At 45.2% G+C, this 16,021-nt stretch carries 14 protein-coding genes; 6 read left to right on the top strand and 8 right to left on the bottom strand.

The window, feature by feature from the left end; all coding sequences use genetic code 11:
• Positions 1 to 15 precede the first annotated feature (15 nt).
• The 3 genes from ACJJI5_RS11850 to norR all read right to left on the bottom strand — a co-directional run bounded on the left by ACJJI5_RS11850 (position 16) and on the right by norR (position 2,953).
• Positions 16 to 726 (bottom strand): hypothetical protein, encoded by a 711-nt coding sequence (locus tag ACJJI5_RS11850; RefSeq protein WP_445354102.1) that lies wholly within the window; start codon positions 724 to 726, stop codon positions 16 to 18.
• Between the two features lie 350 nt (positions 727 to 1,076).
• Positions 1,077 to 1,376 carry a hypothetical protein gene (locus tag ACJJI5_RS11845; RefSeq protein WP_445354101.1) on the bottom strand — a complete coding sequence of 100 codons (300 nt, stop codon included), beginning with the start codon at positions 1,374 to 1,376 and terminating at the stop codon, positions 1,077 to 1,079.
• 5 nt (positions 1,377 to 1,381) lie between these two features.
• Complete coding sequence (gene norR / locus ACJJI5_RS11840) at positions 1,382 to 2,953, bottom strand: nitric oxide reductase transcriptional regulator NorR (protein ID WP_445354100.1); 1,572 nt, start codon at positions 2,951 to 2,953, stop codon at positions 1,382 to 1,384.
• 171 nt (positions 2,954 to 3,124) lie between these two features.
• On the opposite strand from norR, the gene ACJJI5_RS11835 reads away from it, so the two are divergent.
• The 4 genes from ACJJI5_RS11835 (at position 3,125) to ACJJI5_RS11820 (ending at position 7,653) form a co-directional block, all read left to right on the top strand.
• Positions 3,125 to 3,376, top strand: coding sequence for a hypothetical protein (locus tag ACJJI5_RS11835; protein WP_444933343.1), 252 nt, complete (start codon positions 3,125 to 3,127; stop codon positions 3,374 to 3,376).
• Positions 3,377 to 3,818: 442 nt separating this feature from the next.
• Complete coding sequence (locus ACJJI5_RS11830; RefSeq protein ID WP_445354099.1) at positions 3,819 to 5,084, top strand: glycosyltransferase family 2 protein; 1,266 nt, start codon at positions 3,819 to 3,821, stop codon at positions 5,082 to 5,084.
• A gap of 5 nt (positions 5,085 to 5,089) precedes the next feature.
• On the top strand, positions 5,090 to 6,115 hold the full coding sequence (locus ACJJI5_RS11825; protein ID WP_444908162.1) for an HlyD family secretion protein: 1,026 nt from the start codon (positions 5,090 to 5,092) through the stop codon (positions 6,113 to 6,115).
• 305 nt (positions 6,116 to 6,420) lie between these two features.
• The gene (locus ACJJI5_RS11820; RefSeq protein WP_445354098.1) at positions 6,421 to 7,653 is read left to right on the top strand and encodes a TackOD1 domain-containing metal-binding protein; all 1,233 of its coding nucleotides are present in this window, start codon (positions 6,421 to 6,423) and stop codon (positions 7,651 to 7,653) included.
• A gap of 52 nt (positions 7,654 to 7,705) precedes the next feature.
• Here the strand turns inward: ACJJI5_RS11820 and ACJJI5_RS11815 are convergent, their stop codons facing one another.
• The 3 genes from ACJJI5_RS11815 to ACJJI5_RS11805 all read right to left on the bottom strand — a co-directional run bounded on the left by ACJJI5_RS11815 (position 7,706) and on the right by ACJJI5_RS11805 (position 9,955).
• Entirely contained in the window at positions 7,706 to 8,107 is a 402-nt protein-coding gene (locus ACJJI5_RS11815) for a thiamine pyrophosphate-dependent enzyme (protein WP_444959517.1), read from the bottom strand.
• Positions 8,108 to 8,600: 493 nt separating this feature from the next.
• Complete coding sequence (locus ACJJI5_RS11810) at positions 8,601 to 9,587, bottom strand: PQQ-binding-like beta-propeller repeat protein (protein ID WP_445354097.1); 987 nt, start codon at positions 9,585 to 9,587, stop codon at positions 8,601 to 8,603.
• A gap of 14 nt (positions 9,588 to 9,601) precedes the next feature.
• Positions 9,602 to 9,955: a hypothetical protein gene (locus ACJJI5_RS11805; RefSeq protein WP_445354096.1), complete on the bottom strand. Its 354-nt coding sequence runs from the start codon at positions 9,953 to 9,955 to the stop codon at positions 9,602 to 9,604.
• 694 nt (positions 9,956 to 10,649) lie between these two features.
• Between ACJJI5_RS11805 and ACJJI5_RS11800 the strand changes: the two genes are divergently transcribed.
• Positions 10,650 to 11,186, top strand: a complete 537-nt coding sequence (locus tag ACJJI5_RS11800) for a hypothetical protein (protein ID WP_445354095.1) — start codon at positions 10,650 to 10,652, stop codon at positions 11,184 to 11,186.
• Between the two features lie 52 nt (positions 11,187 to 11,238).
• Here the strand turns inward: ACJJI5_RS11800 and ACJJI5_RS11795 are convergent, their stop codons facing one another.
• Positions 11,239 to 12,879 carry an acetolactate synthase large subunit gene (locus tag ACJJI5_RS11795; RefSeq protein WP_445354094.1) on the bottom strand — a complete coding sequence of 547 codons (1,641 nt, stop codon included), beginning with the start codon at positions 12,877 to 12,879 and terminating at the stop codon, positions 11,239 to 11,241.
• 303 nt (positions 12,880 to 13,182) lie between these two features.
• On the opposite strand from ACJJI5_RS11795, the gene ACJJI5_RS11790 reads away from it, so the two are divergent.
• Entirely contained in the window at positions 13,183 to 15,072 is a 1,890-nt protein-coding gene (locus ACJJI5_RS11790; RefSeq protein ID WP_445354093.1) for a potassium transporter Kup, read from the top strand.
• Positions 15,073 to 15,265: 193 nt separating this feature from the next.
• Here the strand turns inward: ACJJI5_RS11790 and ACJJI5_RS11785 are convergent, their stop codons facing one another.
• Positions 15,266 to 15,985 carry a DUF2059 domain-containing protein gene (locus ACJJI5_RS11785; RefSeq protein ID WP_445354092.1) on the bottom strand — a complete coding sequence of 240 codons (720 nt, stop codon included), beginning with the start codon at positions 15,983 to 15,985 and terminating at the stop codon, positions 15,266 to 15,268.
• Positions 15,986 to 16,021 lie beyond the last annotated feature (36 nt).

Raw genomic sequence — 16,021 nt, 5'->3', positions numbered from 1 at the left:
TCAATCCTACTCAAGTTAGTCAGTGCTGGAGAGCGGCACCTCTAAGTTATTCTTAGCATCGGTCACAGCACTGATTAATTCCGCCGGCTGATCAACTCCAATATAAATCCATCTTACCTGCCCAACTTGCCTGTTTAGTTCGATAAGAATATTTGGATTACCGGAAAAGTTAAATCGTTTTACAGCTTTCGACCTTGGAATGTAACCAGAGCTTTGAGTAATAGAATGGATATCGCTTAGACAAATATTCTTCTGATTAAAGAGGCCATACCTTACTAAGAGGCAGTCATTATTAAGAGATATTGGTCTACGCCCCATTGACCTATATTCGGCAACCAAGAATAGAAGCCCAAACAGAGTCAAAAAGCTGACAATATTTGCTGCCATTGGCGACCAAATAAAGTGTAAAAGGAGATGTACTATTGGCAGTTCGAATAAAATAATAAAAATGAATCCGAGAGCAGTAGTTTTTGCTCCAGCCCTCAAATGATAACTAAAATGCTTACTCCCGTGATATTGGCTTGGGTCAATGCGATGACCAAGGAACGTGAACATCCAAACACGGGCCTCAAACTCCAATATTTGTGCTAACACTCCCCCACCGGTATATTTCTCCACTGACGAGCGTATTGCGATATCAGGATCGTCATGGTTGATAGTTGCCGCCCTAATTGCCGAACACATTGTAGCTATAGCCGTCACTTCAACTATAACCAAGCCTGCCAATAGCAAGTATCTCCCCATCTCCAGGTATGGCCAAAGGACTTTACTTTGATTAGGGATAATGTAACTTCCAACCAATACTACCAGGCTCCCAAAGACCAGTATTTTTAGCAGTGCGTCCCGCTTATTTTCGGAACAAATTAAACACAGAATAGGTAAAACAATAAGGCCATCTATCAGTAGCAACCACTCGTAATTAGCGCGACCGTAATCATTTAGGGGGGCCGTTAGAGCTATAGTATAAGCCCCAAAAAATGGAGATACAGATTAGAAATAGAAGTGGAAAAATCTTTTTTAGCGCCGCGTTCATTGCTTACCCTATCGAAAGAAGTGCAACGAGCAAAATTACAAACCTAAAGCTGTGACCTCAACCAATCCTTGAATTTGATAATACCGCGCGCAACCAAAAAAGGAACCAAAAACTGGCCACTCATCTGCAGCGCAAACTTTGGCCAGAAGTCTATTTCTTCAGAGAAGAATGACAGTACAAGATTGCCTGGAAATAAAAATGTACCGAAATACGGCCATCCCCCACCAATAATTTTCCAGTTATACGCAAATGCCAGTAAGCCGATAGCCAGGGAAATTACCCCTACAACCAGCGAAAATCGTAATCCTTTATCGCTAATCAACATTGCAACCCCTTGCTTCATATAGATTACTTACCTCGAACAACCTCTTTCTTGATGTAAACACCCAACCTTTTAGCGAGGCGCACCAAGTTCCCTCGGTCTACGGATAGTAATTTGGCCGCTTTACTCCAGTTCCCATCGGTCTCAGCTAGAGCACGCCCAATGAGTTCGCGCTGATAGTTTTCCGTTTCCACCCTTAAATCAATAGCCTCAGACAGCGACTCTACCGGTTTCCGCGGAGGCTTCTGAATAACCAGGTCATCGGGAATTTCAATTTGTTCTGCAGTAATGGCAACAATAGCTTCTGGAGAGCTACCTTTGCGGGCCCTAAGGGCTGCGCGGCTGATAATATGTTCCAGCTCGCGAACATTACCCGGCCAAGCGTATCGCTGTAGCTTATTGGTGGCCTCTGTACTGAGACGCAACTGACGAAAACCCAGCTTCCTGCGGGAGCGCTCCAAGAAGTAGTCTGCCAACAGCAGGACATCATTACCCCTCCGGCATAGCGGTGGGACTTCAAGGGGATATACAGAGAGGCGGTGGTAGAGATCAGCTCGGAAAGTACCGTTTTCAATCCCTTTGCGTAAATCCCTATTAGTCGCCGCTACAATACGAACATCTACATGCTGCACCGTATCCTTACCTACCGGCTGAATCTCACCACTTTGCAATACACGCAACAGTTTGCTCTGCACCACAAGCGGTAACTCGCCAACCTCATCCAGGAAAATAGTGCCGCCGTTCGCCAGTAAAAATTTGCCGGGCCTCTCGCGATCTGCGCCGGTGAAGGCCCCTTTTGAATGGCCAAAAAGTTCAGCTTCCGCCAGGGTTTCAGTCAGGGAAGCGCAGTTCAAATAGACTAAGGGCTTCTCCTTGCGAGTCGACAACCTGTGGACGGTACGGGCCACCAGCTCTTTCCCCACTCCCGTTTCACCGAGAATCAGCACGTTGTAATCCGACCCAGCCACCAGCTCTATCTCACTGCGCAGGGACTGCATTTCCGCGCTCTCACCAATTAATTCACCTCCATCCCGCTCCAGTGCCTGCTGGGTTAGGTCTTTCACCAATTGCTCGGCATGCTCGGCGGAGTGTGACAGGGCTTTTAGCTCGAGGGCTGTGCGCAAAGTGGCTGCAGACAGTGCGGCTATCAGCTCCAGGGTTCGATCACTGATTCGGGCATAGGCATCTGCTGTCATGCTATCCACTGTCACCAGACCAATCAGGTGGTTATCTGAATAGAGAGGCAAGCCCATACAAGAGTGCACGGGAAGATCTCCCTCCCTATCCAACAGCAAACCATCGAAGGGATCTGGTAGCTGACAGTCAGAGGGGAAGCGGACCGGGTGTTCCGAGGCGCAGATTTGCGCTAGCCGTGGATGCTCATCAATCAGGAATCGCCGCCCTAGGGTCCGTCGGGCAAGCCCTTGGACTGCGAGGGGGGTGAGTGTATCGCCATTGAGCCCAAGCAAGGCAACAGCATCGCACTTGATCGCTTTGCGGATAGTAGAGAGCAGACGCTCAAAACGATCGCTGTTGTTAAGGCTATTAGCCAGGTCCAGAGCCACTTCGAGCAGTAAGGTTGCGTTGGTATCTACCATAGCCAAGTCAGTCCAAAAGACCTTTAAGAGTCATTATGACACAGCAACCATAAAGGTCAATTTGACACACAAACACCAAAAATAAACCATAACTCATTGTTTTTATTGGTATTTATATTTGGCATAGCAGTTGCTAAAGATAGATTGACGCCGTTTGAACCTGAGGCCGATATGCTGAATACGGAAAACCCCTTACTGCGTGAGCGTTTCAAGCTTCTACTAAAAGCCGGTAACTTTACGCTGCTTCTGTCAGTTCCCCTGCTTATTCTGACGATTGTTATTTGCTATCCCCTATCGCACCTATTTTCAATTCCCGCGCAGGTCGCAGGACATATCTTTATGGTGATTAGTGCGACGTTTCTAAAACTGGGCTACATAGGTCGTGTGGTTGCTCAATACAACCTTAACCTTGAAGTTCGTTAGAAATTAAAAAACGCCTTCTTGTCCCCTGCCCCCTTTAGCAGTGGCATATAAATTTTGCCTGAAGCCGCAGTAGCTCTGGGCTTCAGCACTACTCGGCACCTGAAACAACCGTGGACTATACTGACAATCTCAGGTGACGCATCTCCTTGTGCGACACCTCGGACCGACACATCAAGTCTGCAAGCACTTAATTGATTGATGAACAAAGGGCCAAAGTCAGGGGGTATCAAAATTGGGCTTAGCCTTAACAAGCAATGAGTTGAGAGCCCTTACCAATGAATGGAATCCAAGCGTAAGACCCACTCCGCACACTCAATCCCCTCCCCTCCTCAAAGAGGTACTGCCAGACATTAGCAGTGAGCCACATACGTTCGCTCCTATATCACAGATAGGTAACAGCAATAGCCGAAGTCCGCACTCGCCTATTGGGGAGCAAACCTAAATGTGGGAAATGATCGATGACGGAATTACTTTCTTTGCCACTCAGAGCTACGCCACTCTCTTTACGATGTTTTGGATTGTCGTGGTGTTGGAGTTTCCCAGATATTTAATGTCGTTTTTTACCTCTGTATTTTTTTTCGCCTCCAAACCTGAATTTGAAGAAGATATAGAGTCTTTAGGCAGACTCACAGCGGTAATCGCCGGTCACAACGAAGAAAACTCTATTGAAAAGTGTGGCGAGCGATTACAGGAACAGAGCTATATCCCCTACGAAGTGATCGCGATTAGCGATGGCTCCACAGATAAAACCCGGGACGATATTCACTACCTGCAAAATAAAGGTCGCTTGGATGGCGCTCATGCAACAGAACTGCGTGGAGGCAAGGCCTCAGCCCTTAATTTAGGACAGAGATTTTCAACAGGCGACTTTATAGCCTCAATTGATTGCGATTGCACCTTCGATCGCCACGCTATGAAATACGTGATGCAAGGCTTTGCAGATCCCAGGGTTGGCGTGGTTTCAGGTAATGTAATTGTCCGAAACTCCACAGAAAATATACTCAGCTCCTTCCAGGCCATTGAATATGTAATCAGTATTTGCTTGGGGCGACACTCCCTAGCGATGCTCGACCAAATGTGTTGTGCCTCCGGTGCCTTCAGTGCTTTTAGGGTATCCGCAATGAATCAAATTGGCGGCTTTGATGCCGGCGGAGGAGAAGACTTAGATATCACCTTTCGTTTGCGGGATTACGGTTGGAAAGTGGAATTTGCACCTGAGGCGATTTGTTATACCGATGTTCCCACCAGCATCACAGTTCTAATGCGCCAGCGCTTTAGGTGGGAACGGGATGCGATTCGTCTTCGCTACCGCAAGTACCTGCATTTTATTAATCCGTTCCGCCAAGGAATGCAGCTAAAAGAGTTTTTTCACCAATATGAATTCCTGGTTTTCAATGTTATTGCCGCAATAGCTTTACCAATCTATTTAGTCTGGATATTTGTGCGCTATGGCGACAATGCCTGGTTTATTTTAGCGGGAGCCCAGGTTGTATTAATTGCACTCGATACAATTACCTTTGCTTTAGCTTCTTACGCAACCCCAAAAGTCAAGTCACTTCCCCTTTGGCCCTATATTCCTGCCTATAGCATCTTTTATGTAAACTTTATGCGAGTCGTAAGACTGTATGCTTATGTTCAGGAATGGATCTTTAGAACATCCTATAAAGATTCTTTCGCCCCTTTAAAAGTACACCGTGTTCGTGAGTAGCTTGAATGAAGGCTCTGCGAAAACGACTACGCCCAGATAGCTTCGAAAGCGAGCAGCGAAAAACCCGAGGATCTGCCAGCCGACGAATATATCTGGCTTTGTTAATTTTATTTGGTATTGGCGTTATTCGCTATATATGGGGTGACTGGTTTTTACTGCGAAGCGATGGGTTAGTACTACGCGATCAAAGCGTTATTGAAATGGGCTATCTAGTAAAAGTAGTAGAGGTTGCCGTAGATGAAGGACAAGCTGTTAAAGAGGGCGAACTACTCTTAAGGATTGAATCAATGGAGCTACTGGAGCGAATCGCCGATCTCTCCACCCGCCAAGCTAACCTAATACAGATTTCTGCTGAATTCACTTTATTGGCAGAGACTGCTAAAAAACTACTCACTCCCGCCAAGGAGCGTAAAGTACAAATTGGCCGAATCGTAGATAGAATCAATAAACTTGCAAATAAAGGAGTAGTCAGCGAAGTCGGTTACCAAGATGTATTGAAAGATAACTTCGAGGCCAGTGAAACCCTGGTAAAATTACAAGTTGAAAGCGCCACCCTGGAAGGAAAACGTAGATCTGTTGATGAGGCAATTTATCGCTCCGAACAAGCGCTAAGAAAACTGGAGGAGCATTACAATAACGGTATTATTCAAAGCCCCACTTCTGGTCTAGTTGGGGCTTCAGTCCCCCATGTCGGCAATGTTTATGATGCTGGGGAGCCCCTTATGTCTATCTACACCGGGGAAGCCTATGTCCTAGCCTATCTACCCAATCAATATCAATTCGTGATCAAGCCTGGAATGGAGGTATTGGTTACTGGTGGACGCTTTAAAGACAAAGGGGTACTAGTAGAAATGATCCCCCTCTCAGCAGCACTACCCCAGGAGTTCCAAAATACATTCAAGCCCACATCGCGTAATCAGTTAGCGAAAATAGTCTTACTTGACCCATCAAAATTTCCGGTGAACGAGAAAGTTACCATAACCCTAAAGATTGACTGGATTGATGTCATTATTGATAAATTTATTAATTAACTCCCCCCAGATGACGACTACCTTTTATGTCATACAGTTATTCCTAATTCCTGCCAGGGACGTAGGGCACCTATCCCTGCCTATTGCCAATTTTTCACCTATCTTTTCTTAAATACTCAACAATCTATTCAGTAAAAGGGACGCCATATACGCCACAGGTTACACAGTTACGTATAACTGGCATGAAATAAGCTAAAACACTCAGTTAATCTTTCAAACGCCAGCTGTTATATAGGTGTGGAGGAATCAGCATCTCCTTTTTAAGTGACGAATATAGCTTTTTTCGCTGGCCCGGCGACTCTAAGGTGACATCGCATACCGGTGAATCCAAAGACGCTATTTTAATTGAGGAGCCAGCATCAGTAGATGACCTGACGCATATATGGCATATGCGTGGTGGCTTGTATCTACTCCCGGTTATTGATCTCACTGGAACAGTCGGCGAGAAGGTAGATCTGGATTGCTCAAAGCTTAGTGCGCAGGATATGCCCGTTGTGAGCCAGGTTATTGACGACTTTCACTATCGGCGCGCGCAAGTCCACCTGGATTTCCACACCACTCAGAAAGATAGCGACAAAATACTAGCGCGATTATTTGTATCTGGCGTAAGTCTCTCGCCGCACTATAGCCCCAACTCCAAAGCGACTGTTGATTTTAATATTATCCTCGATAGCCCAACTGTTGTGACGGAATGTGAAAAACTGATCGAATCAGGATTTCTACAGGGCAAGTTTTTCGATCGACGCCATATCTGTAACGGCTGTGGAGGTTCCCAGTTTAATGTCCGTGAAGAGTGCGCGGTATGCAGATCCTCTAACCTTACCGAAGACTTCTATCTGCACCATTTCAGCTGCGCCTACCTGGGACGCGAAGCTGACTTCAGGGAAGGTGAAGACCTGATTTGCCCCAAATGTCGAAAGGAGCTTTTACACTTCGGCAGTGACTACGACAAACCCGGCACACTACTTATTTGCAATGCTTGCGGCCATGCCAGCTCAGAAGTGGAAATAGGGTTTTTGTGTCTCAACTGCCAGATGGATACCGATAGCGAGTCAATCCGTACCGGTGATATTCATAGTTACGACCTCACTGAAAGAGCCAGCAGTTACCTTAGGGCAGGATACGCATTTCTCGATTTCACTGACCACAATCCCATGTTTGCCGACCTGCCCTTCACCCTGATCGTAGAACTCAACCAGGCGGCAAGAGCATGGAAAGAGAACAAAACAAATTTTTGCTTGGTGAATATCAACTATGAACATGCTCATGAACTCGAAGTCGAGCATGGGCCCCGACAAACAATGCAGAGCCGCCGCCAATTTATAGAGAACCTTCATGGAGTTTTATGTAGAGCTTACGAAGGTATACGGAAAGAGGACTTTATTACCGGGAAATATGAAGATTATATGGTTCTACATGGAATAGCTAAGGAGGACATACTTGAAGATCGCAGAGAAATGATCAAGATTGCCATGTCCTCCATAAGGCTGGATATTGGCCCCTACTTTAAAGTACTCGGGCCCGAGGAGCTTGTTTAAAAGAAAGCCGAACACCTCCCTGTTACAACTACCTTACCCGAGCCGGCTACCCCTACAACTTACTCGACAACTCGCGAATTTCATGATTCAGGATACGGTCGTTGTGGCTGTAATCCACGGGCACATCCACGAGATGGACCCCACCCGCCCTACAGCATTTTTCTATCATCGGCTTAAACTCATCTGTGGCCGTTATTCTGTGGCCATGAGCACCATAGGATTTTGCATAATCGACAAAATCAGGATTACCAAAATCCAGACCAAAGTTATCAAACTCCATCATGGCCTGCTTCCACTTGATCATTCCGTAGGCATCATCGCGCAAAATAAGCACGATAAGGTCAAGTTTTAAACGAACCGCCGTTTCAATCTCCTGGGAATTCATCATAAAGCCCCCATCCCCACAACAAATTGCAACCACACAGCGGTCAGGGTAAACCAGCTTGGCAGCCATTAAGCCATTAAGCCATTAAGCCATTAAGCCATTAAGCCATTAATGATGGGGCCTCTGCGAAAATATTCCAGGGTTACCTTTAATATAACTAGGGTAAAATAGTAGCTGGAAGCCCATTATCTCTACTTGCTAATCTAAATATCTAACTAAAGAAAACAACCTTTTGGGGCCAATGCTAGTAAATCGTAGTAAAAAAAGCTCGCAGGCTCCTTTGCCATATACGCAAATAACAAAAAGAGGGCTATGCATCAAAAATAATGGATCAGCAATCAAAATAGTATTCAAATCTTCATAGCCAGAAACAATATCTCTAACAACCTACCACTTTTCTGGCCATGAGAATCTGTATATTAATAAGATGAAAAGTAATTAGTAAGCGACCGCACTTCCTAAATCTCTTTGAAGTAGTAGTGAGCAGATATGAACCACCCACTACAAGATTTAGATTCTGCTTATTACTTTACAACATTAAATTAAGAGAGCATAGCCAATATCACATGCATTCCTTTTCAAAGACATGTAATGTGCCCAAGTTATCATAAACCAGCAAATAAGGAGCTCTATAAATAATAGGAGTAGGAGGCGGAAAACTGACACCCTCTTCTTTGTGCACCCAATCAAATTCATGGGTAACAGTATTAAATGCTCCAATAACACCTTTTTTCTGGTCTGTGGTAAGTATATGACTTCCTTCCAGAATATAATTACTTCTTTGCGACCCTATGCCTACTGATTCAAAATATGGAAAATTTTGATAATTATCCTTTAACTCCCCTGTCATTAAATCATAAGCGGCATAATTAACTAGCATTTGATGAAGGAGCCCCTTCGTTTTATCAATGCACAACCCTCTAGCAAAAGTTTGTATCTCCCATTTAACTTCTCCTGTCTCAATATTAAAGGCAACTACTTTATCTAACCCTTTAAAACAAAAAACAACTATATTGTTATCAGCCCCAACTAATTCAGGAAGATATTTTCCACTGGCCATTTCCACAGACCACTTAACTTCTCCACACTCAAGGTCTCGCCTACCAATTCCTTTAAGCGAAACTGTAAAGGCTATATTTGACTCAACCCTAATATTCTCTCCAAAATCCGCTTCCCAGATAACCTTATCTAGAAAAATATCTTGAATACCTTGCCTTGACAGAAAAAGAGAGTAGTCATAGTCAGTCCTCACTACAATTAATTTTTCGTTATATATACTGAAATCACATACCGGATTTTCAATAGTGACCGATTTTACAGTGGCGAGTTGAGAGTCAAAAAATGCGTATCCAGAACCCGAAATACCAATAAGAACATCATCTATCCTTACCAACCCCTTGAAATCACTCTCAACATGTGAGTCAAATATTTCTTTCTCACTTACTATATCATACTGAAAAATTTTTGATCCTGATTGATAAGTCAGCATGCTACCCTCTAAAGAATAGCCTTTGCTGACAGATTTAATTTCAGATATTTTTTTATACATATAATGCCTATCCATCAGTGTACAAAATCCAATAAAGGGTGATTAGTCAATAGCCCTTTATTAGCTAAGTCAATTAGCATGTCAGCATCTGAAATATCTTGGCGTATAAAGAACTCCGGGTTGGCATCAAATAATTCATTTGCCTTTGAAGAGCTCTTAAAAACATTCTGAAATTGACCCTTCATAGCATCATTTAAACCATTGCTAAAGTAGTATTCAAAATCACTTCCACCTGTCAAATAAGCTTTAAATTGTTCATAAGTACTACCAGAAATACTCCGTGCAGAACTCCAGTTTTTCATCTCTACAGATTTAGATCCAGAAAGGCCTGTAGTCGGATCAAAAAGACAGTACTTTAACCTTGCCACTTACCGCATCTATACCAACCAGGAGAATCCAGCTGTTTTTATCAAGATGAATTTGGGCGGGGATAGTATCAGGAGGGGAACTAAAGGGTCAATGAATGCCACCAGGTAAGAATTGGCTTTGAGACCTATCTACCACCCAAATAATAAGCTTGGTGCAGGTTAACCACCAAGAAATATTACTACGGCAGCAGTACAGCAACATTAGAAGAATACAACCCCAGTAAAAACAGCGAAACGTAAGAAGCTCACCACCTTAAGATTGGACTAAGAAAGACGCCCTTCGCTCTTGTAGGCCTGCAAAATGAAGTAAATTATAGGTGTAAAACTTCAAGTAATCTAGCATATCACCTTTATCGCTCATTTCAGCTTGCTATTTCTTTTAATTGACAACAATCGCTTCATACACTCTATCAGAATTATCTATTACAGTCGGCATGGTTAGATAATCATCCAGTTCTGACTGGCGAATTTTTTCTTACTCTTAACGGGCGTGGCATCGGATACTAATTGTACTAATCACAAAGACAGCGACAAAATATTAGCGCAGTTGTTTGTATCTAGCGTCAACCTTCCCCCTCACTACAGTTCCAACTCCAAAGTTATCGTCGGTTTTAATATTATGTTCGATTGCTGGACGGTTGTGACGGAATGCGAAAAGCTCATTTGTAATGCCTGCGGCCACGCGAGTTCAGAAGTGGAAATAGGGTTTTTGTGTCTCAACTGCCAGATGGATACCGATAGCGAATCAATCCGTACCGGTGATATTCATAGTTACGACCTCACTGAAAGAGCCAGCAGTTACCTTAGGGCCGGATACGCATTTCTCGATTTCACTGACCACAATCCCATGTTTGCCGACCTGCCCTTCACCCTGATCGTAGAACTCAACCAGGCGGCAAGAGCATGGAAAGAGAACAAAACAAATTTTTGCTTGGTGAATATCAACTATGAACATGCTCATGAACTCGAAGTCGAGCATGGGCCCCGACAAACAATGCAGAGCCGCCGCCAATTTATAGAGAACCTTCATGGAGTTTTATGTAGAGCTTACGAAGGTATACGGAAAGAGGACTTTATTACCGGGAAATATGAAGATTATATGGTTCTACATGGAATAGCTAAGGAGGACATACTTGAAGATCGCAGAGAAATGATCAAGATTGCCATGTCCTCCATAAGGCTGGATATTGGCCCCTACTTTAAAGTACTCGGGCCCGAGGAGCTTGTTTAAAAGAAAGCCGAACACCTCCCTGTTACAACTACCTTACCCGAGCCGGCTACCTCTACAACTTACTCGACAACTCGCGAATTTCATGATTCAGGATACGGTCGTTGTGACTGTAATCAACAGGCACATCCACGAGATGTACCCCACCCGCCCTGCAACATTTTTCTATCATCGGTTTAAATTCATCCGTGGCCGTTATTCTGTGGCCATGAGCACCATAGGATTTTGCATAGTCGACAAAATCAGGATTACCAAAATCCAGACCAAAGTTATCAAACTCCATCATGGCCTGCTTCCACTTGATCATTCCGTAGGCATCATCGCGCAAAATAAGCACGATAAGGTCAAGTTTTAAACGAACCGCCGTTTCAATCTCCTGGGAATTCATCATAAAGCCCCCATCCCCACAAATTGCAACCACACGGCGGTCTGGGCACACCAACTTGGCAGCCATTGCCGAAGGCAAGCCCGCCCCCATCGTTGCCAGTGCATTGTCGAGCAGCACGGTATTCGGGGCTAAAGCAGGATAATTCCGCGCGAACCAGATTTTGAACATGCCATTATCAAGCGCAATAATTCCCTTCTCCGGCATTACTTCGCGGAGATCCTTTACCAGTCGTTGCGGACGAATTGGGAAAGTGGTGGCATTTGAGCCCTCCTGGATATGCTTTTGAAGCGCGGCACGGATACGGTGCGCATCGGTAAAGCTCCAGTGATCCTGGGGTTCCAAGTGCTGGTCCAACTGCCACAAGCTGTTGGCAATATCGCCAACCACCTCTATCTGCGGGAAGTAGACCGGATCCACTTGCGCTGAATTGAAGTTGATATGTACAACTTCCGGGCCACCGGGACGCATAAAGAAAGGCGGCTTTTCTACAACATCGTGACCCACATTGATAATCAGGTCGGCCTGCTCAATGGCCCGGTGAACAAAATCCCCATCGGATAGCGCGGTATTTCCAATAAAGTGCGGGCCCGATTCATCAATTACTCCCTTACCCATCTGAGTTGTCACCACCGGAACACCCAGCTTGTCGACAAACTTGCGCAACATTTTGGCGGTTAATTTACGGTTTGCGCCTGCTCCCACCAACAGCAGTGGTTTACGGGATGCCGCAATCGCTTCTGCGGCTTTGCGCACCGCCTTCTCTTCGGCAATTGGCCTGCGGTTATAGCTGGGTTCCAAGACCGGCATGGTGGAGTGTTCACGGGCAATATCTTCAGGAAATTCCAAGTGGGTCGCCCCCGGCCGCTCCTCTTCCGATTGCCGGAAGGCTTCACGGACATGAGCTGGCACATAGTCGCCCCCCACAATGGTCTTGGTGAACTTGGTCAGCGGACGCATCATGTCAACAATATCAATAATCTGGAATTGGCCTTGCTTGGAACTTTTGATAGGTTTTTGACCAGTGACCATCACCATCGGCATTCCACCGAGCTGGGCATAGGCTGCAGCTGTCACAAGGTTCGTGGCCCCCGGCCCCAAAGTAGACATGCAGACACCTGGTTTGCCCGTAAGCCGACCATAGGTAGCAGCCATAAAACCGGCACCTTGTTCATGGCGCGTGACAATTAGTTTTATCTTTGAACCCCGCAAAGACTCCAGCATATCCAGGTTTTCCTCACCAGGAATCGCGAAGATGTACTCAACGCCCTCTTTCTCCAGGGCACGAATAAAAAGGTCCGATGCTTTCATTGGGGAGGCTCCTGTAGTCCCGCCTTACTAACAATAAGATCCCCGCCAAAAGAGCTGCCTTTATAACTGCCTGACACAATTGCTCAATTACGCGGATACCTCTCTTACATCTCACTTTATCGGCTCGTAAGTTTGCACCCTGCACAGTAGCTCACATGGTGCCTTAGCAATGTATTGCTAAGATCAGTCTCAGGGAAAACTATTTCTTGCGCGCTGATATCCACCGTCCAAGTGATGACAGCAAAACCCCTGATAAGTCTTAAATCACTGCCTTTGTATGACACCGGATGATAAGAGTTGCAAATGGAATCTCGCTCAGAAGGCGCAAGAAAACACTGGGTTCTATCACTTGCCGCTCTCGGGGTTGTATTTGGTGATATCGGCACTAGCCCACTCTACGCCTTTAAACTGATTTTCCACCCCCGGTTTGGAATTCCCCATAACACCGAGACCATTATTGGTGGGGTCTCTGCTGTCTTCTGGGCACTTACCCTCATTGTCACTATTAAGTACGTCATATTGGTAATGCGCTTGGACAACCGAGGGGAAGGCGGGATCATGGCGCTGATGACACTGGCTCTGGAAGCGACAAAAGGGCGAGAATTATTAAGAAAGCTCATTATCGGCGGCGGAATCTGTGGGGCGGCACTATTTTTTGGTGATGCCGTTATCACACCAGCCATCTCCGTACTCTCCGCAGTCGAGGGGCTCGAGATAGTCAATAAGACTCTAAAACCGTTTATCCTGCCAATTTCTATCGGCATACTCTTTGGATTGTTTTTTGTACAGCGCTTCGGTACCGAAACCGTGGGGAAACTGTTCGGCCCGATTACCGCCATCTGGTTCTTAGTTTTGCTGCTCGCGGGCCTTTACTGGGTGCTCCAAAACCCTGTAATCCTCCACTCCATTAATCCCCTACATGCTGTGAGCTTCCTCACTAACCATGGCATGGCTTCCTTCTGGATATTAGGTGCAGTGTTACTGGTGTTTACCGGAGGAGAGGCTCTATATACCGACATGGGGCATTTTGGACGCATGCCTATAAGAATTGCCTGGATAGGTTTGGTATTCCCCGCCCTGGTGTTGAACTATATGGGACAGGGCGCTCTACTTATTAGTGACACCTCTGCGGTAGACAACCCCTTTTACCGGATGTACCCGGACTGGTCGCTCTACCCAATGATTATTCTTGCAACTGTAGCAACCTGCATCGCTTCCCAGGCCTGTATCTCGGGGACCTTCTCCCTGACAAAACAAGGAATCCAACTTGGCTTGATGCCCCGTTTTGCCATCCGGCACACGTCATCAGCACTCGCGGGACAAGTCTATATGCCCGGTGTCAATTACCTATTAATGACAGCGGTAATACTGGTGGCAATTCTCTTTGGAAGCTCAGTCCACCTGGCTAGTGCTTATGGTGTATCAGTGAGTGGCGCAATGTTGATTACCTCCTGCATTGCAGCAATCGTGTATCGCCACTACCTCAAATACAATCTGATAATTTGCCTGGCTGTCGGCTCATTCTTTGCTTTTATTGATTTTGCCTTTGTTACTTCAAACCTGGCAAAGATAGGCCACGGGGGGTGGTTCTCTATAAGTTTAGCCGCCTTTATTGCGATGCTGATGATTACTTGGAGAGATGGAAAAAAAGCGATAAATTGTTACTTACAGGGGAAAAATTTTAAATTAGAGCCCTATTTAAACTCACTTTTTGATAATCCCCCATTACGAGTACCTGGAACTGCAATATTTGTGGGAACCAATCAACTCTTTGTACCTCATGCCCTGATATACAATTTGAAGCACAATAGTGTCCTTCATGAAAAGAATCTTTTCCTAACCGTTACGTCGGCCAACACACCAAAAGTACTCCCAAAGAACCGAGCAATCATTAGCAAGATTAGAGAGGGATGTTTCAGGCTAATCTTACGCTATGGATATATGGAACGCCCAGATGTCGAAGGAGCCATAAATAAACTCAACAAAATGCACCTTTTGGATATAGATCCAAGTAAGTCTTCTTTCTTCACCTGCCGATACAATGTGTTTCCTGTTAAAGGCGGTTATAGCAAAATGGCAAATTGGCGAGAGCGGATCTTTGCCGCCATGGTAAGGAATTCAAGTAGTACTATAGACTATTATCGTATTCCAGCTAATCGGACTGTAGAAGTGCAAGAGAATATAATGATTTGAATTGACAAGTTAATTTATCAATAATTGACGAGGCTGTGAGACTCACTTTAGGGGATAGAGTGGAGGGGTTAAAGCGTGATGGTCATACCGCCTGCTTCCTTTACAGATAATATGGAAACAGGCGACAGGTCAAGAAACCCCTAAATATCAAATTAAGAAGCACAAAGATATTCAGGAGCTCCCTATCCCATAATCAGTTCGCTTCGTTTTTAAGTATAGAAGCCATATCACCGGACCAACGGCCGATTACTTGTGTTAAAGCTTTATTAAGCCCTGCCATTGAAGAGGAATTGAATTTTTTAGCTTCTGGCTGGCTCAGGAACTCCTCATATTTCGCTAAGCTTGTATCGTCGAAGCCTTGATAAGTTTGCACGAAAGAGAGAGTAACAAATTGCTCAACATTTTGACGCATCTGGGGCTTCATTGCTTCCATTTGTGCCTTATAAGCATCTAGATTGATCTCTTGGCCGGGAGCCATCACTGCCGTAACTGCGGAATAGACAGCAATACCCGTAGAGATCTGCATCTCCATCGCCATATCGGTAGCACCAACAAGCTGATCAATACGAGTTGCCATTTCAACGCGCTTTGTGTCAGCCATCAAATTCTGGAATGCCTCTTCAGAGCTTCCTTCCTCTTCAGCCTTGGTAATTTTCTTACCGATATCTGACTCATACCAAGCCAATAAGACCCCAACATCTTTATCGGTCAGAGAAGTACTCAGTGACGAGCGCACTTCATCCATAATGATGGACGGTAAAATTGTATTATCTGCACTTTCAAGAATCTTCTGCAGTTTATCCTGAGAAATTGGTGCACCCTGCTGTACGCCTTCCGCAAATCCAGATTTTACTAGCTCAGGAAACCCCTCAACCTGCTTGGTGAAACCTGACACAAGCAGAAGCTTATCCAAATTGGTTATTTTATCGGCAGCGGCAAAAACAGACGT

It is taken from the genome of Microbulbifer maximicatervae (SeqCode), assembly GCF_052467955.1.
This window is presented reverse-complemented; position numbering and strand designations above follow the sequence as displayed.

Coding starts and splice junctions, on each gene's coding strand:
- ACJJI5_RS11795 (WP_445354094.1), bottom strand. CDS start 12,879: ATGAAAGCATCGGACCTTTTTATTCGTGCCCTGGAGAAAGAGGGCGTT.
- norR (WP_445354100.1), bottom strand. CDS start 2,953: ATGGTAGATACCAACGCAACCTTACTGCTCGAAGTGGCTCTGGACCTG.
- ACJJI5_RS11810 (WP_445354097.1), bottom strand. CDS start 9,587: ATGTATAAAAAAATATCTGAAATTAAATCTGTCAGCAAAGGCTATTCT.
- ACJJI5_RS11825 (WP_444908162.1), top strand. CDS start 5,090: ATGAAGGCTCTGCGAAAACGACTACGCCCAGATAGCTTCGAAAGCGAG.
- ACJJI5_RS11790 (WP_445354093.1), top strand. CDS start 13,183: ATGGAATCTCGCTCAGAAGGCGCAAGAAAACACTGGGTTCTATCACTT.
- ACJJI5_RS11830 (WP_445354099.1), top strand. CDS start 3,819: ATGTGGGAAATGATCGATGACGGAATTACTTTCTTTGCCACTCAGAGC.
- ACJJI5_RS11835 (WP_444933343.1), top strand. CDS start 3,125: ATGCTGAATACGGAAAACCCCTTACTGCGTGAGCGTTTCAAGCTTCTA.
- ACJJI5_RS11845 (WP_445354101.1), bottom strand. CDS start 1,376: ATGAAGCAAGGGGTTGCAATGTTGATTAGCGATAAAGGATTACGATTT.
- ACJJI5_RS11815 (WP_444959517.1), bottom strand. CDS start 8,107: ATGGCTGCCAAGCTGGTTTACCCTGACCGCTGTGTGGTTGCAATTTGT.